Origin of the sequence: Rhodobacter xanthinilyticus (genome assembly GCF_001856665.1) — a bacterium.
Lineage (GTDB): Bacteria > Pseudomonadota > Alphaproteobacteria > Rhodobacterales > Rhodobacteraceae > Rhodobacter > Rhodobacter xanthinilyticus.
Map to the genome: position 1 here is coordinate 873485 of NZ_CP017781.1, position 18399 is coordinate 891883.

Here is an 18399-nt window from a genome sequence, read left to right on the forward strand (position 1 = left end):
CGGTGGGGTGACAGCGCCCGGGCGATGGCGTAGAGGGGGGCAAAAGTTCCGAGGATGACCGATGCGCTATATCTCGACCCGGGGCCAGGCCCCCGAGCTGACCTTCGCCGAGGCGATGCTGACGGGCCTCGCCCGTGATGGCGGGCTCTATGTGCCCCAGACCGTGCCGACCCTCACCGTGGACGAGATCGCGGGCCTCGCGGGGCTGAGCTATGAAGAGGTCGCCTATCGGGTGATGGCGCCTTTTGTGGCGGAAAGCTTCACCGAGACCGAGCTGCGCGGCGCCATCGCGCGCGCCTATGAGGGCTTTGGCCATATCGCCCGCGCCCCCCTCGTCGAGCTCGACGCGGGGCACTTCCTCCTCGAGCTCTTCCACGGCCCGACGCTCGCGTTCAAGGATTTCGCGATGCAGATCATCGGCCAGCTCTTCCAGATCGCGCTGGCGCGCGAGGGGCGGCGGATCACCATCGTCGGCGCGACCTCGGGCGATACCGGCTCGGCCGCGATCGAGGCCTTCCGCGGGCTCGAGAACGTCGATGTCTTCATCCTGTTCCCGCATGGCCGCGTGAGCGAGGTGCAGCGCCGCCAGATGACCACGCCCGCCGAGGCGAACGTCCATGCGCTCGCCCTCGACGGCACCTTCGACGATTGCCAGAACCGCCTGAAGGACATGTTCAACCACTTCGAGTTCCGCGATGACGTGGGCCTCGCCGGGGTCAATTCGATCAACTGGGCGCGGGTGCTGGCGCAGGTGGTCTATTATTTCACCGCCGCGGTGGCGCTCGGCGCGCCCCATCGCAAGGTCAGCTTCACCGTGCCCACCGGCAATTTCGGCGATATCTTCGCGGGCTTCATCGCGCGCGAAATGGGCCTGCCGATCGAGCGGCTGGTGATCGCGACCAACCAGAACGACATCTTGCACCGCTGCCTGACCACGGGGCGCTATGAGATGGACGGGGTGAAACCCTCGATCTCGCCCTCGATGGATATCCAGATCTCCTCGAATTTCGAGCGCGCGCTGTTTTGGGCCTATGGCCGCGACGGGGCGGCGGTCGCGCAGCTCATGGACGAGCTCAAGACCAAGGGCGGCTTCGCGGTCAGCCAGGGCGCGCTGGAGGCCCTGCGCGAGACCTATGCCTCGGGCCGCGTTTCGGAGGAGGAGACCTCGGCCACCATCACGGATGAGCTTGCCCGCTCGGGCGAGCTTTTGTGCCCCCATTCGGCGGTGGGCGTGCGGGTGGGCGCGGCCCATGCGGCGCCGCCGGTGCCGATGATCACGCTCGCCACCGCGCATCCGGCGAAATTCCCCGATGCGGTCGAGGCCGCGACCGGGCTGCGCCCCGGCCTGCCGCCGCGGATGGCCGACCTTTTCGAGCGCCCCGAACGCGTGACGCGGGTGCCCAACGACCTTGCCGCTCTCGAAGCGCTGATTCAGGAAAGGCGCCGCAAGTGATTGAAATCACGACGCTCTCGAACGGGCTGCGGATCATTACCGAAAACATGCCGGGGCTTGCCTCGGCCACCATCGGGGTCTGGGTGATGGCCGGCGGGCGCAATGAGCGCCCCGAGCAAAACGGCATCGCGCATTTCCTCGAACATATGGCCTTCAAGGGCACCAAGACCCGCAGCGCGCTGCAGATCGCCGAGGCGATCGAGGATGTCGGCGGCTATATCAACGCCTATACCTCGCGCGAGATGACCGCCTATTACGCGCGGGTTCTGGGCGCCGATGTGCCGCTCGCGCTCGATGTGATCTCCGATATCGTGCTCAACCCGGTCTTCGATCAGCGCGAGATCGAGGTCGAACGCGGCGTGATCTTGCAAGAGATCGGCCAGGCGCTCGACACGCCCGACGACATCATCTTCGACTGGCTGCAAGAGGCCGCCTATCCCGATCAGCCGATGGGGCGGACGATCCTCGGCCCCTCGGAAAAGGTCGCGAGGTTCGGGCGCGAGGATCTGTCGCGCTTCGTGGGCGAGCATTACGGGCCGGGCCAGATGATCCTCGCCGCGGCCGGCGCGGTCGATCACGACACGATCGTGCGCCAGGCCGAGGCGATCTTCGGCGGGCTCTCGGCGGTGATCCAGCCGGGGCAGGAGGGCGCGCTCTGGTCGGGCTCGGAGCGGCGCGAGATCAAGGATCTCGAACAGGCGCATTTTGCGCTCGCGCTCGAAGGGCCGGCCTATGGCGACGCCGATCTCTATACCGCGCAGGTCTATGCGACCGCGATGGGCGGCGGCATGTCCTCGCGGCTGTTCCAGAAGATCCGCGAGGAGCGGGGGCTGTGCTACACGATCTTCGCGCAGGCCGGCGCCTATGAGGATACCGGCATGGTCACGGTCTATGCCGGCACCTCCGAGGATGAGATCGCCGCGCTCGCGGGGCTGACCATCGACGAGCTCAAACGCGCCGCCGATGACATGAGCGAGGCCGAGGTCGCGCGGGCGCGCGCGCAGATGAAGGCGGGGATGCTGATGGGGCTCGAGGGCGCCTCGAGCCGCGCCGAGCGGATGGCGCGCAACCTTGCGATCTATGGCCGGGTGCCGGGGCTCGAGGAAGTGTCGGCGCGCATCGATGCGGTGACCCGCGAGGCGGTGCGCGATTATGCCGGGCGGCTGGCGGGGGGCGCGAAGACGGCGCTCGCGCTTTACGGGCCGGTCGGGGCCGCGCCCGAGCTCGAGGCGTTGCGCGCGAGGCTCGCGGCCTGATGCTCGGGCGGCGCCGCAAGCCGCAGCTCGAGACCGCGCGGATGGTGCTGCGGCTGCCGCAGCACGCCGATTACCGCGATTGGGCGGTGCTGCGCGACGAAAGCCGCGCCTTTCTGGTGCCCTGGGAGCCCGCCTGGTCGGCGGATCATCTCAGCCGCAAGGCCTTCACCAACCGCGTCTATTGGGCCGCGCGCGCCGAGGCCGCGGGCACGGCGCTGCCGCTGTTTCTGATCTCGAAGGCCGAGGGGCGGGTGATCGGCGCGATCACGCTCGATTCGATCCGCCGCGGCCCGGCGCAGGCCGGCACGCTGGGCTATTGGATCGGCGCGCGTTACGCCCGCCAGGGGTTCATGCGCGAGGCGATCGGCGCGGTGGTGACCCATGCGTTCGGCGCGCTCGATCTGAGCCGGCTGGAGGCCGCCTGCCTGCCCGAAAACGCCGCCTCGCGTGGGGTTTTGGAGAAATCCGGCTTCAAATACGAGGGCGTGGCGCAGGCCTATTTGCAGATCAACGGGCGGTGGCGCAATCATGTGCTCTATTCCAATCTGCGGGCCGACCGGCGCGGCCGGACCGATGCGGGTTAGGGGCTCCGCCCCCGGCTGCGCCTCCCCCGGGATATTTGGACATCGTTGAAGGAGAGCGGGATGCTGAGAGCGGCGGATGCGGAGTTTGGGGCGGAGCTCGCGGCGGCGGTGCCGGGGCTCTGGCTCGGGCCGGTCGAGGCGCGCTATCTCGAGGAGCCGCGGGGGCGGTTTTTCGGCCAGGGCGGGGTCTTGGCGAAGCCCTCCGAGACGGCGCAGGTGGCGGGGCTGTTGCGCGCCTGTCACGGGGCGGGGGTGGGGGTGGTGCCCTATGGCGGCGGCACCGGGCTCGTCAGCGGGCAGATCGCGCCCGAGGGGCCGGCGCCGGTGATCCTGAGCCTCGAGCGGATGGCGGGGCTGCGCGCGATTGATGCGCAGAGCCTGGTGATCGGGGCGGGGGCGAGCTTGCAGGCGGTGCAGGACCATGCGGCCGCGGTCGGGCGGCGGTTTCCGCTGACGCTCGCGAGCCAGGGCACGGCGCAGATCGGCGGCTGTCTGGCGACGAATGCGGGGGGCGTGCATGTGCTGCGCTATGGCAATGCGCGCGCGCTGTGTCTGGGGGTGGAGGCGGTGCTGGCCGATGGCACGGTCTGGAACGGGCTGACGCGGCTCAGGAAGGACAACACCGGCTATGATCTGCGCGACCTTTTGATCGGGGCGGAGGGGACGCTGGGCGTGATCACCGCGGCCGCGTTGCGGCTTTTCGAGCCGCCCGCGGTCGAGGGGGTGGCGGTTTTTGCGGTGCCGAGCCCGGCGGCGGCGGTGGCGCTCCTTGGCCTCGCGCAGGAGCGGTTCGCGGGCTGCGTCTCGGCCTTCGAGTTGATCGCGCGGCAGGGGCTCGGGTTCTTGCGCGAGGTTGGGCCGGAGGTGCATTTCCCCTTCGCCGTGGACCCCGACTGGATGGTGCTGATCGAGCTCGGCCTGCCTGCGGGGATGGCGGTCGAGGCCGCTTTTGCCGATCTGTTCGCGGCGGCGGGGGAGCTTGTGAGCGACGCGGTGGTCGCGCAATCGGGGGCGCAGGCGGCGCAGATCTGGGCGCTGCGCGAGAGCCTGCCGGTCGCCAACCGGCGGATCGGCGCGATCTCGAGCCACGATATCTCGGTGCCGGTCGCCGATATCCCGCAATTTGTAGCCGAGGCGACCGAGATGCTGCGCGAGATGGGGGATTTTCGGATCAACTGTTTCGGCCATGTCGGCGACGGCAATCTGCATTACAACGTCTTCCCCGCGCCGGGGCGGGCGCGCGCGGAGTATGACGACCGGCGCGAGGCGGTGAAGCGCGCGGTGCATGATCTCGTGGTGGGGGGCTTCAACGGCTCGGTCTCGGCCGAGCATGGCATCGGGCGGCTCAAGACCGGCGATCTGGAGCGCTACGCGGACCCGGCCAAGCTGAGCATGATGCGCGCGGTGAAAGCCGCGCTGGACCCGCGGGGGATTCTGAACCCGGGCGCGGTCTTGCGGGGCTGAATGGGAAGGCGCCCCGCCCGGGACGGGGCGAGGCGCCTTGCATCTGGTTCACGTGTTTGCAAGCAGCCGAACCATCTTGCCCGCCCGGTATGCGCTGAGTCGGGTTAAGATCAGGTTACCGCCGCTAACCAATTGCGCGGAATTGTCTCAAAGCCCCTCGAATTCGCACAGGACCGAGACCGGCACGCCCATCTCCGCCAGCAACTTGCGCCCGCCAAGCTCGGGCAGGTCGACGATGAAGGAGCAGCCGACGATCTCGCCGCCCAGCCGCTCGATCAGCTTGATCCCCGCGCCGCAGGTGCCCCCGGTGGCCAGCAGATCATCGACGATCAACACCTTCTCGCCCGGCTGGATCGCATCCTCATGCATCTCCATGATCGCCTCGCCATATTCGAGCTTGTAGGCCTGGCTGATCGTCTGCCCCGGCAGCTTGCCCTTCTTGCGGATCGGCACGAAGCCCTTCGAGAGCTGATGCGCGATCGCGCCGCCGAGGATGAAGCCGCGCGCCTCGAGGCCGACGATCTTGTCGATCTGCGCCCCCGCCCAGGGGTGCAGCATCTGATCGACCGCCATGCGGAAGCCGCGCGGGTCGGCAAAGAGCGTGGTCACATCGCGAAACAAGATCCCCTCATGCGGGAAATCGGCAATGGTGCGGATGTAATCTTTTACGGTTTTCATGGGCTTAGCCTTTTAGAACGCGGGCCATGATGGGGGCGAGGCGGGCGGCCATCTCGGCCGAGCGCTTGCCCGGCGCGGTCATGATCGCGCCATCGAGCGCGCGCGAACAGCCGCAGGGGCAGGGCGCCGCCCCGTCTTGCAAGAGCCCCGGCAGAGCCGCCACCAAAGCCCGCGCCTTGTCGGCATTTTTCATCGCCGTGGCAACGACTTGCGCGACGTCAACCGCGTCATGATCGGGGTGCCAGCAATCATAATCGGTGACCATCGCGACGCAGGCATAGCAAAGCTCCGCCTCGCGGGCGAGCTTGGCCTCGGGCATGCCGGTCATGCCGATCACATCCGCCCCCCAGCTCCGGTAAAGCCGGCTCTCGGCCAGCGTCGAGAACTGCGGCCCCTCCATCGCGACATAGGTGCCGCCCGTGTGCAGCGTGAGCCCCAGCCCCCGCCCCGCCGCCGTGCAGACCTCGGAGAGGCGCGCGCAGGTCGGGTGGGCGAAGGGCACATGGCCCACCATCCCCTCGCCAAAGAACGTCTTCTCCCGCGCGAAGGTGCGGTCAATGTATTGATCGACAACGACAAAATCGCCCGGCGCATAGGCCTCCCTGAGCGAGCCCACCGCCGAGACCGCGACCAGATCGGTCACCCCGATCATCTTCATCGCGGCGATATTGGCGCGGTAGGGCACGGTTGTCGGGGTATGGACATGGCCGCGGCCGTGGCGGGGCAGGAAGGCCATGCGGATCCCGTCGAGAAAGCCCGTCAGGATCTCATCCGAAGGCGCGCCGAAGGGTGTCTCGAGCCGCTGCCAGCTCGCCTCCGAAAGCCCCGCGATCTCATAGATCCCCGAGCCGCCAATCACCCCGATCATCCGGTCCATCTGTGCGCTCCACCGCTGTTGCGGGGCCGAGCTTAGGCCCGCGGGGCGGGGGAGGAAAGGGGGCTCAGCCGCCGGGCGGGCGCTCGAGCTCGAAGAGATCGGTGAGCGCGCCATAATCGCGATACCCCAGCCGCGCCAGCCGTTCGGGCGGCGCAAAACGCCCCTCAGTCAGGCAATCGGGGCGGATATGCACTCCCGTCACCTCGCCATGGACGAGAAAATTCGCCTCCCCCAGAAGCGGCGTGATCTGCACGAGCCGGCACTCGAGGCTCGCGTAGCTCTCCGCCACGCGAGGGCAATCGATCGTCTCGCAGGCGGCCTTCGCGACCCCGGCGGCGGCGAATTCATCCTCCCCCGCCGCGAGCGGCGCGCTCGTCGCGTTCATCGCCCCGATCATCGCAAGCGGCACCAGCGAGATCGAAAACACCCCGCTTTCGCGGATCTGCGCGACCGAATCCTTGGTGCCGGCGCGGTCGGGTTTGGCCGAGGTCGAGGCGAAGATCACCTGCGGCGGGGTATAGGCGACGGCGTTGAAAAACGAATAGGGCGCGAGGTTGTCGCCCTGCGCGCCGCGCGTGCCGACCCAGGCGATCGGCCGCGGCGCGACGATCGCGTTGAACGGGTTATGGGGCAGGCCATGGCCCTCGGCCGGACGATAGAACATCGGTCATTCCTTTGATTTGAACCTGACATTATCGCGTGTTAGGCGCGTTTGAAGAGAGATTCGGAAAGGCGCGCGCGTGTATCAGCTCGAGGAAGAGACCGAGGCCGATTGGTGGGAGGTGGAGGCGCTTTACGACCTTTGCTTCGCGCCCGGGCGCACGGCGCTCTCCTCCTACCGGCTGCGCGACGGGGTGGAGAAGGTCCATCCGCTGTGCCTGACGCTGCGCGAAGATGGGGTGCTGGCGGCGGTGATCCGCTACTGGCCGGTGAAGGTCGGCGGGCGGCGGGTGCTACTGCTCGGGCCCGTCGCGGTGCACCCGACGCGGCAGGGCGAGGGCCTCGGCGGGATCTTGATGCATGAAAGCCTGAGCGAGGCGCGCAAGCTCGGCTGGGAGCGGGTGCTGCTCGTCGGCGACGAGCCCTATTACCGCCGCTTTGGCTTCACCAAGATCGAGGGCGTGATCATGCCGCCGCCCACCAACCCCGACCGGGTGCTCGCGCTCGAGCTGCAACCGGGCGCCTGGGAGGGCGTGCGCGGCCCTGTGGAAAAAGCCGTTCCCTGACCCCATATGGGGCGGGTAACCCGGAGACACCGATGACCCCCGAGATCCTGCCGCCGCTGAAAGACCCGCTCGCCCTCTCGGAGATCGACGCGCTCGCGCGGCGCCACCGTGCGGCGGGGGGCGTGGGCATGCAGGTGATCGCGCTGGTCGGCGGCTCGGCCGAGGGGCTGGTCGCGAAACTGCCCGGGCCGGTGCGCGACGGGCTCGAAGGCGCCACGGCGCGCGCGCTCGAACTTGCCTTCGACGCAGCGCATCGCTCGCGCGGCGCGGTCGCCGACCGCCCCGATTGGGTGAACCGCACGCTGACCGTTGCGATGGGCGTGGCGGGGGGCGTCGGCGGCCTGCCTGGTGCGCTGGCCGAGCTGCCCTTCACCGTCACGATGCTCCTGCGCGCGATCCAGGGCATCGCCGCCGAGCATGGCTTCGACCCGGCAAGCGACGAGATCCGGCTCGAATGTCTGCGCGTCTTCGCCTCGGCGGGGCCGCTGAGCCGCGATGACGGCACCGATCTGGGCTTCCTCTCGGCGCGGGTGACGCTGACCGGGCCGGCGCTGCACGGGCTGATCTCCAAGGTCGCGCCACGGTTCGCCGCGGTGCTCGGCCAGAAACTCGCAGCGCAAGCGGCCCCGATCCTCGGCGCGGTGGCGGGGGCGGCGGTGAACTACGCCTTCACCAGCTATTATCAGGAAATCGCCCATGTCCATTTCGGGCTGAAGGCGCTCGCGCGCGATCGCGCCCTCGATGAGGGGATGCTGCGCGAGGAACTCGTCGCCCGGCTCGGCTGAGCCCCTGCCCGGCGCGGCGCCCGCGGCACGGTTGCTTGCGTATTTTTACCAAGAAGAAACCCCTGTCGCTTCTTCTTGGCACAAATACGCGAATCCGACGCTTGGGCCGGGCGGGCGGCGGGTTCAGAGGCCCGCGAGATAATGCATCACCGCTGGCCGCACGCTTTGCGCCCCAGCCGATCGCTCCGCCAGGATCACCTCCCGCAGTTCCGCGAGATTTGCCCGCCGGATCAGATGCTTGACCGGCCCGATCGAGGCCGGGCGCATGCTCAGCGTCTTGAGCCCGAGCGCCGCGAAGGTCAGCGCCTCGACCGGCCGCCCGGCATCCTCGCCGCAAAAGCTCAGCTGCGTGTCATGCGCCGCACAGCGCGCCACGATCTTCTCGATGAAGGTCAAAAACGAGGTGTCGAGCGTGTCATAGCGGCGCCGCACGCGCTCATTCTCGCGGTCGGCCGCGAAGAAGAACTGCTTGAGGTCATTGCCGCCGATCGAGATGAAATCGCAGGTCTCGAAGAAACTGTCGGGCGCGAAGGCGAGCGAGGGGGTCTCGAGCATCGCGCCGATCTTGAGATCCGCAGGCACCGGGCGGCCCATGCTCGCCTCGCGCTCGACCTCGTGCAAGAGGCTCTCGCGGGCGGTGTAGAACTCCTCCGGCGTCGCGATGAACGGGAACATCACCGAGAGCGGCCGGCCCTCGGCGGCGCGCACCAGCGCCTGGAGTTGCATCCGAAGCACGCCCGGCTTGTCGAGCCCGACCCGGATCGCGCGCCAGCCCATCGCCGGGTTCGGCTCGTCTTGCGGCTTCATATAGGGCAGGACCTTGTCCGAGCCGATGTCGAGGGTGCGGAACTGCACGCGCTTTTCGCCCGCCGCATCCATGACGCGTTTGTAAAGCGCGGCGAGCTCGGCCCGGCGCGGCACCCGCGAGCGGATCAGGAATTGCAGCTCGGTGCGGAAGAGGCCCACGCCATCGGCGCCCGACCCGGTGAGCGAGGGTAGATCGGCCATCAGCCCGGCGTTCATCATCAGCCGGATCACCCGCCCCGAGCGGTCCTCGGCCGGCAGCTCGCGCAGATCGGCGTAGCGCTTTTGCGCCTCGGCCTGCATCGCGATCTTGTCGCGGAAGGCCGCGGCCACGGTATCCTCGGGGCGCAGGTGCACGATCCCCTGATCGCCGTCGACGAGGATCGGATCGCCGTTGAGCGCCTCGGCGGTGATCCGGCTCGCATGGATCACCAGCGGGATCGACAGCGCGCGCGCCACGATCGCGGCATGGCTGCCCACCGAGCCTTCCTCGAGCACCACGCCCTTGAGCGCGCGGCCATATTCCAGAAGCTCCGCCGGGCCGATATTGCGCGCCACCAGCACCGGGTCGGGCGGCAGCTCGGCGCCGGTATCCTTGCCCTGGCCGGTCAGGAGCCGCAACAGCCGGTTCGACAGGTCGTCGAGGTCGTTGAGCCGCTCGCGCAGGTAAGGGTCGGGCGATTGCTCGAGCCGCGCGCGGGCGGTGGATTGCTCCTTCTCGACCGCGGCCTCGGCCGAGAGCCCGAGCCCGATATCTTCCTGCATCCGCCGCAGCCAGCCGCGCGAATGGGCGAACATCTTGTAGGTCTCGAGAACCTGGCGCTGTTCCTTGTCGGCGGTCGCGGCGGTCTCGAGCATCTCGTCGATCTGCGCCTGCAGCTGCACCACCGCCTCCTCGAGGCGCCGCGTCTCGGTCTCCGGGTCGTCGCCGACCGGGTTGGTCACCACCACCCGCGGCTCATGGAGCCAGACATGCCCCTCCGCCGCGCCCTCCTGGCCGGTCGCGCCGCGGAACAGGACCGGGAAGCGATGCGTCGCGCCGATGCCGTTGCCCTCGCCGGTGAAGGCGCCCAGTTCGGTCATCTCGGCGAGCACCATCGCAACGACCTCGAGCCCGTAGACCTCGTCGTCGGAGAATTCGCGCGCCTCGCGCGACTGCACGACGAGCACGCCGAGCTTCTCGCCAACCCGTTGAATCGGCACGCCGAGGAAGCTCGAATAGATCTCTTCGCCGGTCTCGGGCATGTAGCGGAAGCCGGGCTCGGCGGGGGCGTTGCCGGTGTTGACCGGCGCGCCCGCCCGCGCCACGCGCCCGACGAGGCCCTCACCGAGCCGCATCCGCGTCTGGTGGACCGATTCGGGGTTGAGCCCCTCGGTGGCGCAAAGTTCGAGCGTCTCGCGGTCGCGGAACAGATAGATCGAGCACACCTGGGTGCCCATCGAATCCGCGATCAGATGGGTGATCTTGTCGAGCCGATCCTGGCCACCGCCCGGGGTGGCCAGAGTATCGCGCAGACGCCGCAGCAGGCTGCGGCTGTCGCTGTCACGGCGGAGTCCCATCGCGCTTGCCCAGCCTCGCTCCCTCTGGGCCTGACAGGATCAGGCCGATTTTTCCAGCTCAAAGGCATCATGGAGGGCCTGCACGGCCAGTTCCATATATTTCCGGTCGATCAGCACCGAAATCTTGATCTCCGACGTCGAGATGACCTTGATATTGACGTTTTCGGCCGCGAGCGCCTTGAACATGGTCGCTGCGACACCGGCATGGCTGCGCATGCCGATCCCCACGACCGAGACCTTGGCGACCTCGGTGTCGATGATCAGCTCGTCATATTTGATCAGCCCGGCGGCCTTGGCCTCCTCGAGCGCCTTCTTGGCGCGGGCGACCTGGTTGATCGGGCAGGAGAAGGTCATGTCGGTGACGGCGCCCGGGTGGCTGTCGTCATAATCCTTCTCGGAGATGTTCTGCACGATCATGTCGACATTCACGCCCGCATCCGAGAGCGGCCCGAAGATCGCCTGCGCGACGCCGGGGCGGTCTTCGATGGTGAAGAGGGTGATCTTGGCTTCATCGCGCGAATAGGCGACGCCCGAGACGACTTTCGATTCCATGATTTCTTCCTCCCCGCACACAAGCGTGCCAGAATTTTCGTCGGTGTCCTCGAAGGACGACAGCACCCGCAGGCGCACATTGTAACGCATCGCCAGCTCGACCGAGCGGGTTTGCAGCACTTTCGCGCCGAGCGAGGCGAGTTCGAGCATTTCCTCAAACGCGATCTTGTCGAGCTTGCGCGCTTTCGACGAGATCCGCGGGTCGGTGGTGTAGACGCCGTCCACATCGGTGTAGATGTCGCAGCGCTCCGCGCCGAAGGCGGCGGCGAAGGCCACCGCGGTCGTGTCCGAGCCGCCGCGGCCGAGCGTGGTGATCCGGCCCTCGGCCGAGAGTCCCTGGAAGCCCGCAACCACCGCGACCTTCATCCCTTCGGCGAATTTCGCGTCGATATTGGTGCGCGGGATCGAGACGAACCGCGCCGAGCTATGCGCCGAGGTGGTGTTGATCGGCACTTGCCAGCCCTGCCAGCTGCGCGCGGGGACATCCATCTCCTGCAGGCGCAGCGCCATCAGCCCGGCGGTGACATTCTCGCCCGAGGCCACGACCGCGTCATATTCGCGCGCGTCATAGAGCGGCGAGGTCTGTTCGACCCAGCCGACGAGCTCATTGGTCTTGCCCGACATGGCCGAGACGATGACGATCACGTCATAGCCCCGTTCAACCTCGCGTTTGACCTTCTCGGCCGCGTTCTTGATGCGGTCGAGATCGGCAACCGAAGTGCCGCCGAATTTCATGACGAGAAGCGGCATCATACCCCCCCTGAAGCGCCGGCCAAGCCGGCCAAAATCCTGCCCCAGCTAACGCAAGGGGGGCGCGCATGCAAGAGGGCGCGGCGGGCGGGGTGCGACGGAACGTAACCTCGCTGTCACGGGCGCGTCACGTTTATGTTGCATGGGCCGCGTAGCGGTCGCGCATGGGTTGCGCGCAGGGAGGAGCGAATGAGTCTGGCCGAGGTGGAGGCCCGCGAGCGGCGGGCGCAGGCGCGGGGGCTGTATCGGGCGCTCGAGGTGTTGCGGGGCGATATGGCGCGGCGCGCGGGCGAGACGCTCGAACATTGGGATGCGCTGATCCTGCGGCCCGAGTTCATGGCCTCGGCGCGCAATCTGGCCGATTATCTGGCGCTGCGGCGGGGCGATCTGGTGCCGTTTCAGGCGCCCTTGGCCTCGCTGGGGTTGAGCTCGCTGGGCCGCGCGGAAAGCCATGTGCGCGCCTCGGTCGATGCGGTTCTGGCCTCGCTCGCGCTGATCGGGGGCGAGGGCGCGGCGGAATATCCGCCCGTCGAGATCTTCGCCGCCGGGCCCGCGCGGCTTGCGGCGCGGCGCGATCATCTCTTCGGCGCGCGCCGCGGCGCGCCGGCGACCCGCGTCATGGTGACGCTGCCCTCCGACGCGGCCGAGGGGCCCGAGTTGATCGGCGCGCTGCTCGCCGCGGGGGCCGATTGTCTCCGCATCAACTCCGCCCATGACGGCCCCGAGGCCTGGGCCGCGATGATCGGGCATGCGCGCCGGATCGGCGCCGAGCTCGGCCGGCGGGTGCCGGTGCAGGTCGATCTGGCGGGCCCGAAGCTGCGCATCGAGGCGGCGCATGGCGCGGATGTGCGCCTGCAGGTCGGCGAGAGCTTCGATTTCGTCGAGACGCTCGCGCCGGGCCGCAAGAAGGCGCGCAAGCACGACCGGGTGCAGGCGACGCTGAGCCACCCGGCGCTGATGGCGGCGATGGCCGAGGGGGCGGCGGTCTGGATCAACGACGGCAAGCTGCGCGCGCGCGTGACCGAGGTCGTGCCGGGGCGGGTGAGCTGCGAGGTGACCTCGACGCCCGGCAAGGGCGCGCGGATCCGCCCCGAGAAGGGCGTGAACCTGCCCGGCGTCGATCTGCGGGTGCCCGCGCTGACCGAGGACGACCTCGGCGCGCTCGATTTCGCGCTGCGCCATGCCGATATCATCGGCTTCAGCTTCGTGCAGAGCGGCGCTGATCTGCGCGCGCTCTTCGCCGCGATCGAGGAGCGGATGCCGGGCCGGCCGCCGCAGGACTGGCCCGCGCTGATGCTCAAGATCGAGACGCCGCTCGGCCTGCGCAACCTGCCGGGGCTGATCGTCGAGGCGGGCGGGCGGATGCCGGTCGGCGTGATGATCGCGCGCGGCGATCTCGCCGTCGAGATCGGCTTCGAGCGGCTCACCGAGATCCAGGAGGAGATCTTGTGGCTCTGCGAGGCGGCCGAGGTGCCGGTGGTCTGGGCGACGCAGGTGCTCGAGGGGCTGGTCAAGGAGGGGCAGGCGAGCCGCGCCGAGATGACCGATGCCGCGATGAGCCAGCGGGCGGAATGCGTGATGCTCAACAAGGGCCCGCATCTGGCCGAGGGGGTGGCGGTGCTGCGCGATGTGCTGATGCGGATGGACCGCCATTCCAACAAGAAATCGCCCCGGCTCGGGGCGCTCGGGCTCTGGCACGATCTCTGAGGGGGGATCGGGCGAGGGGGCGCGGCCTGAGGGGGCGCCGGGGGCGGTCCGGGGGGCCGCCCTTTCCCTTTGGGGGCCGGCGGGCGGGCACCAAAAGGAAAGGCGGGCTTGCGCCCGCCCCGGCCCGCCGCAGCGGACCTGTCCCCGCAAGCGCGCGTGGCCCGCGCGCCTCCTCTCCCGGGGATCAGCCCTTTTTCGTGGCCTTCAGCTTGTCGATGCCGAGCGCTTTCATCGCGATCCGCTCGTAGAAGGTCTCCGAGGTGCCCTTGCGCAGCTTGTGCATGAAGTAGCGCTCGAACCCCTCCTTGGCCCAATGCACCCATTTGCCCTGCGCCGACCAGTTGACATTGCGCGGCGGGATCTGCGGCTGGGCGACGAACGCGATGCCCTGATCGCCGAAATCGGCCAGACAGACCGCGTTCCAGGTGCCGACCTCGTCGGGCTGGCCGCCGCGCACGAGGTTGCCGATGTTATGGGCGGTCGCGGTCACCATGCTCTCGATCATGAAGCCGGTCTTGGGCACGCCACAGGGCACCGGCGTCGGCGCCATCGGCGGGATCGCGACACAGACCCCGACCGCGAAGATGTTTTGATACTTCGGGTTGCGCTGATATTTGTCGACGATGGTGAAGCCGCGCGGGTTCGACAGCCCCTCGATCCCCGACACCGCCGGAATGCCGCGGAACGCCGGCAGCATCATCGCATAGCCGAAGGGCAGCTCCTTCTCGGCCTTCACCGAGCCATCCTCGGCGATCTCCTCGACGACCATCTTGCCGTCCTCGACCTTCTTCACCCGGCAGGAGGTCATGAACTTGATATGCCGGTTGCGCATGTTCGATTCGAGCAAGCCCTTGGTGTCGCCCACCCCGTCGAGCCCGAGATGGCCCACATAGGGCTCCGAGGTCACGAAGGTCATAGGCACCTGATCGCGGATCTTGAGCCGGCGCAGCGCGGTGTCGAGGATGAAGGTGAATTCATAGGCCGGGCCGTAGCAGCTCGCGCCCTGCACCGCGCCGATGATGATCGGGCCGGGGTTCTTGCAGAATTTCTCGAACACATCGCGCGCATGTTCGGCGTGATCGACGTGGCAGATCGACTGGGTATAGCCCTCCGGGCCAAAGCCCTCGATCTCGTCGAAGGCGAGCTCGGGGCCGGTCGCGATCACCGCATAATCATAGCTGATCGACTGGCCATCGACGAGCTGGACGCGGTTTTCCTCCGGGTAGAGCTTCTCGGCCGCGACCGGGATGAACTCGATCCCCTTCTTCTTCATCGTCGGCGCGAGGTCGACGGTGATATCCTCCCGGTCCCGCCAGCCGACGGCGACCCAGGGGTTCGACGGCACGAAGTGATACTTCGGATCCTTGGTGATGACGGTGATCTTGTCTTCCTTGCGGACCGAATCCCGCAGCTCGTAAGCCATGATGGCGCCGCCAAGGCCCGCGCCGATCACCACGATATGTGCCATTCCTCTCTCCCTCTCCCTGTCGCCCCGATTGTGGGTCGCCTCCGGTCTCGTATACGTCTGCATACCAGACAGTATTCATTCGCATAGCTGAATATGAAGGCGCCTTGTGTCAAGCACAATGATTCAGGTCATTTCCCGTGAGAGCGAATAAAAAAGCGCCCAACGCAAAAAGGCGCCCCGGGGGGGCGCCTTTCGAGAGCGGGGAGGGGGCGATTACTGCGCCGAGGCCGTCTGCAGCAGATCGGTGATCCGGCGCACGCTCACCCGGCGGTTGGCCTCCGAGGCGCCCTGGGTGTCGACCTTGAGGAACTGCTCGCCATAGCCCTGCACGACGAGGTTCTCCGCCGGCACCGCGAAATATTCGCTCAGCGCGAGCGCGAGCGATTCCGCCCGCCGGTCCGAGAGCGCGAGGTTGTAGGCGGCATCGCCCACCGCATCGGTATGGCCCTCGATCAGGAAGATCTCGCGCGGGTTGCGGGCGATCTCGGCGCGGATCGTGTCGCCAAGGGCGGCGAGGCGGCGCGCCTGTTCGGGCGCGATCGCCGCGGAGCCGGTGGCGAAGGTCACATTCTCCACCGCCACCGCCGGCGCGAGCGCGCGCACCTGGGCGATCTGGCGCACCTGCGCCAGCGTGAAGCGCCGATCCGCGCCGCTCTCGCGCGCCAGCGCCGCCGCCAGCGCCTCGGCATCGGTGCTCTCTGCGACAAGGCTCGCGCGCGGCAGCGTCGAGACCTGCACGGGCGCCGCGCCTTGCGCATCGTCGATCAGGACATAACGCCGCCCGTCCGGGTCGATGCGCGTGCGCTGCACGATCCGGCGCTGGGCGTCATAGACGGTGATGATCTGCGTGCCATCGGCCTTGGTCGAGACCGTGCGGCTCGAGCCATCGGGGAAGGTCTGCGTGCTCATCGTCGAGCCCGGCTGACGCAGGAGCGCATTGTCGTCCTTGATCACCTGATAGGTGCCGTCGGGGTTTTGCACCACGATCCGGTCGCCCGAATTCGCCGCGACCTCGCTGCCGTTGGTCAAAAGCGTGCCGACCGCGAGCGCGCCGAGCCCGAGGATCGCGAGCTTCTCGACATCGGAGAGGCCCTTGTCCTTGGTCTTGGCGGTGGGTTGGGGCGCGGGGACGGCGGGCGCCGCGGTGGTGGCGATCGTCGAGCCGAAATCCTCGCCCGAGCTGCGCGCGGTCTCCTCGGTGATCACCTCCTCGGTGACGGTGGCGCCGGCGGGGGCCTCGGCGCCCGCCTCGGTGCCGGCCTCGAGCGCGGCATTGGCCACCGGTGCGCCGGTCTCGGCCGCGCCCGCGGCCTCGATCGCGGTCTCGAGCTGCTGGACGCTCTCGGCCTCAGCGGGGCTGCGGGTCGGGGCGGGGGCCGCCTCGCCGCCGCCCAGACGGGCGCGCAGCGCCTCGACATCGGTCTGCGGGGCGGGGGCTGCCTCGGGGGCGGGTTCGGCGGTCGCGGCCGGCGCCTCGGGCGCGGTCGGCGCGGCGGTCACCGGCTCGGCGGCAGGCTCGGCCTTCGGTTTCTTCTTGGGCTTGGGCTCCTCGGCGGCGGGCGCCTGCGCGGGCGCGGCCTCGGGGGCCGGGGCGCTCTCCACCGTGGGCTCAGCCCCGGCTGCGGGGGCGGCCTCGGGGGCGAGGGTGGGGGCCGCTTCCGGGGCGGTCTTCGCGGGTTTCGGCTCTTTCACCTTCCGCGCGGGGCTCTCGGGCTGCGCCTCGGGCGCGGCTTCGGGGGCAGGCGCGGCTTCGGACGCCGCGGGGGCCTTGGCGCGGCCCGTCTCGGCCGCCCCGCCGCCCGCCCCGCCGCCCCCCATGCAGGCGGCGCGTGCCTCCTCGGGGCTCGCGCCCGCGGCGGTTTTCTGGGTGATGCAGGCGGCCGTGGCCAGCCCCTGGGCGGGGGCAAAGCTCGGCGCCAGGGTGGCAAGGCCCGCCACGAGCGCGGTGGTGGTCTTGAAGCGTTTCATCGGGGTCTCCCTCTTGGCGGCGCGGTGCCGCACATCGGGAGAGTAACGCGCCCGGGCGCGGGCGGTTCCTCACATCCCGGCGAGGGGGCGGGCCTCGGCGCGCTTCCGCCGAACCAAAAAGGCGGGCCCGAGGGCCCGCCTTCCGCCGCCCGCAGGCTGCGCGATTACTTCGGCAGTTCGGCCGAGATCCCTTCGACGAAGAAATTCATCCCCGCCAGCACGCCATCCTCCGGGGTCTCGCCCGCGGCAAGCCAGGCCGAGCCGTCTTGCTTGTTGAGCGGGCCGGTGAAGGGGTGATACTCGCCCGCGCCGATCTTGTCCTTGAGCGCCATCGCCTCGGCCTTGACCTCTTCGGGCACTTCCGAGGTGATCTCGCCGATGCCGACCATGCCGGTGCCGATGCCGCCCCAGGTCGCTTGCGTCTTCCAGCTGCCATCGAGCGCGGCGCCGACGCGTTCGATGTAATAGGGCGCCCAGTTGTCGATCGTCGAGCCGACGCGCGGTTTGGGCGCGAAGGCCGACATGTCCGAGGCCTGACCGAAGGTGTAGACGTTGCCCGCTTCCTGCGCCTTGGCCTGCGGCGCGGTCGAGTCGGTGTGCTGCAGCACGAAATCGCAGCCCTCCGAGATCAGCGCGGCGGCGGCATCGGCCTCTTTCGCCGGGTCGAACCAGGTATAGGCCCAGACCACCTTCATCTCGACATCGGGGTTGACCTTCTTGGCGTGGATATAGGCGGCGTTGATGCCCTGGATGACCTCGGGGATCGGGAACGAGCCGATATAGCCGATCTTGTTGGTCTTGGTCATGCGGCCCGCGATCGTGCCCTGAATGGCGCGGCCTTCATAGAAACGCGCGTCATAGGTGGCGACGTTCTCGGCGCTCTTGTAGCCGGTGGCATGCTCGAATTTCACATCCGGGAACTTGGCGGCGACGTTCATCACCGAATCCATGTAGCCAAACGAGGTCGCGAAGATCAGCTTGTTGCCGGCCAGCGCGAGCTGGGTCAGGGCGCGCTCGGCGTCCGGGCCCTCGGCGACCGATTCCATGAAGGTGACCTGCACCTTGTCGCCATATTCCTTCTCGATCGCCTGACGGCCCTGATCGTGCTGGTAGGACCAGCCCATGTCGCCCACCGGGCCGACATAGATGAAGCCGATCTTGAGCGGGTCGGCGGCGAAAGCCGGCAGGCCCGAGGCCGCGAGAACGGCGGTCGCGGCGGTGGTGGTGAGGAAGGATCTGCGGTTCATGGGAACTCCCCGTTGGTTAT

Annotated in this window: 15 protein-coding genes; 7 read left to right on the forward strand and 8 right to left on the reverse strand. The window is 68.7% G+C overall.

The features are described 5' to 3' along the window. Nucleotides 1-61: 61 nt before the first annotated feature. Genes thrC through LPB142_RS04350 form a run of 4 tightly spaced genes read left to right on the forward strand, consistent with a single transcriptional unit; the run spans nt 62 to nt 4757 of the window. Nucleotides 62-1453: a threonine synthase gene (gene thrC / locus LPB142_RS04335; RefSeq protein ID WP_071165625.1), complete on the forward strand. Its 1392-nt coding sequence runs from the start codon at nt 62-64 to the stop codon at nt 1451-1453. A 47-nt stretch (nt 1454-1500) separates the two neighbouring features. After that, nucleotides 1501-2709: a M16 family metallopeptidase gene (locus tag LPB142_RS04340; protein ID WP_068766050.1), complete on the forward strand. Its 1209-nt coding sequence runs from the start codon at nt 1501-1503 to the stop codon at nt 2707-2709. After that, complete coding sequence (locus tag LPB142_RS04345; RefSeq protein ID WP_068766023.1) at nt 2709-3293, forward strand: GNAT family N-acetyltransferase; 585 nt, start codon at nt 2709-2711, stop codon at nt 3291-3293. The genes LPB142_RS04340 and LPB142_RS04345 overlap by 1 nt, the downstream gene beginning before the upstream one ends. A gap of 60 nt (nt 3294-3353) precedes the next feature. Beyond that, nucleotides 3354-4757 carry an FAD-binding oxidoreductase gene (locus LPB142_RS04350; protein WP_071165626.1) on the forward strand — a complete coding sequence of 468 codons (1404 nt, stop codon included), beginning with the start codon at nt 3354-3356 and terminating at the stop codon, nt 4755-4757. Nucleotides 4758-4904: 147 nt separating this feature from the next. Here LPB142_RS04350 and LPB142_RS04355 read toward each other — a convergent pair whose 3' ends face one another. The 3 genes from LPB142_RS04355 to LPB142_RS04365 form a co-directional block, all read right to left on the reverse strand. Then, nucleotides 4905-5435 carry an adenine phosphoribosyltransferase gene (locus LPB142_RS04355; RefSeq protein ID WP_071165627.1) on the reverse strand — a complete coding sequence of 177 codons (531 nt, stop codon included), beginning with the start codon at nt 5433-5435 and terminating at the stop codon, nt 4905-4907. A 4-nt stretch (nt 5436-5439) separates the two neighbouring features. After that, nucleotides 5440-6312, reverse strand: coding sequence for an S-methyl-5'-thioadenosine phosphorylase (locus LPB142_RS04360; RefSeq protein ID WP_068766020.1), 873 nt, complete (start codon nt 6310-6312; stop codon nt 5440-5442). Between the two features lie 64 nt (nt 6313-6376). After that, nucleotides 6377-6976, reverse strand: a complete 600-nt coding sequence (locus LPB142_RS04365; RefSeq protein ID WP_068766019.1) for a flavin reductase family protein — start codon at nt 6974-6976, stop codon at nt 6377-6379. Between the two features lie 76 nt (nt 6977-7052). Between LPB142_RS04365 and LPB142_RS04370 the strand changes: the two genes are divergently transcribed. Both LPB142_RS04370 and LPB142_RS04375 read left to right on the forward strand, forming a co-directional pair. After that, on the forward strand, nt 7053-7538 hold the full coding sequence (locus LPB142_RS04370; RefSeq protein WP_068766018.1) for a GNAT family N-acetyltransferase: 486 nt from the start codon (nt 7053-7055) through the stop codon (nt 7536-7538). Nucleotides 7539-7570: 32 nt separating this feature from the next. Next, nucleotides 7571-8323: an EcsC family protein gene (locus LPB142_RS04375; RefSeq protein ID WP_068766017.1), complete on the forward strand. Its 753-nt coding sequence runs from the start codon at nt 7571-7573 to the stop codon at nt 8321-8323. A 123-nt stretch (nt 8324-8446) separates the two neighbouring features. Here LPB142_RS04375 and ptsP read toward each other — a convergent pair whose 3' ends face one another. Both ptsP and LPB142_RS04385 read right to left on the reverse strand, forming a co-directional pair. After that, the gene (gene ptsP / locus LPB142_RS04380) at nt 8447-10687 is read right to left on the reverse strand and encodes a phosphoenolpyruvate--protein phosphotransferase (protein ID WP_071165628.1); all 2241 of its coding nucleotides are present in this window, start codon (nt 10685-10687) and stop codon (nt 8447-8449) included. Nucleotides 10688-10726: 39 nt separating this feature from the next. Continuing rightward, nucleotides 10727-11989 carry an aspartate kinase gene (locus LPB142_RS04385; protein WP_071167122.1) on the reverse strand — a complete coding sequence of 421 codons (1263 nt, stop codon included), beginning with the start codon at nt 11987-11989 and terminating at the stop codon, nt 10727-10729. 189 nt (nt 11990-12178) lie between these two features. Here LPB142_RS04385 and LPB142_RS04390 point away from each other — a divergent pair, with 189 nt between their 5' ends. Next, nucleotides 12179-13696, forward strand: coding sequence for a pyruvate kinase (locus tag LPB142_RS04390; RefSeq protein ID WP_071165629.1), 1518 nt, complete (start codon nt 12179-12181; stop codon nt 13694-13696). Nucleotides 13697-13880: 184 nt separating this feature from the next. On the opposite strand, the gene LPB142_RS04395 is transcribed toward LPB142_RS04390, so the two are convergent. From LPB142_RS04395 to LPB142_RS04405, 3 genes are all read right to left on the reverse strand, one after another. After that, nucleotides 13881-15164 (reverse strand): NAD(P)/FAD-dependent oxidoreductase, encoded by a 1284-nt coding sequence (locus LPB142_RS04395; RefSeq protein WP_071165630.1) that lies wholly within the window; start codon nt 15162-15164, stop codon nt 13881-13883. Nucleotides 15165-15377: 213 nt separating this feature from the next. Further along, nucleotides 15378-17132, reverse strand: a complete 1755-nt coding sequence (locus LPB142_RS04400) for an OmpA family protein (RefSeq protein WP_071165631.1) — start codon at nt 17130-17132, stop codon at nt 15378-15380. Nucleotides 17133-17296: 164 nt separating this feature from the next. Then, a complete protein-coding gene (locus LPB142_RS04405; protein ID WP_071165632.1) occupies nt 17297-18379 on the reverse strand; it encodes a BMP family ABC transporter substrate-binding protein in 1083 nt (360 codons plus the stop codon). Nucleotides 18380-18399: the final 20 nt, after the last annotated feature.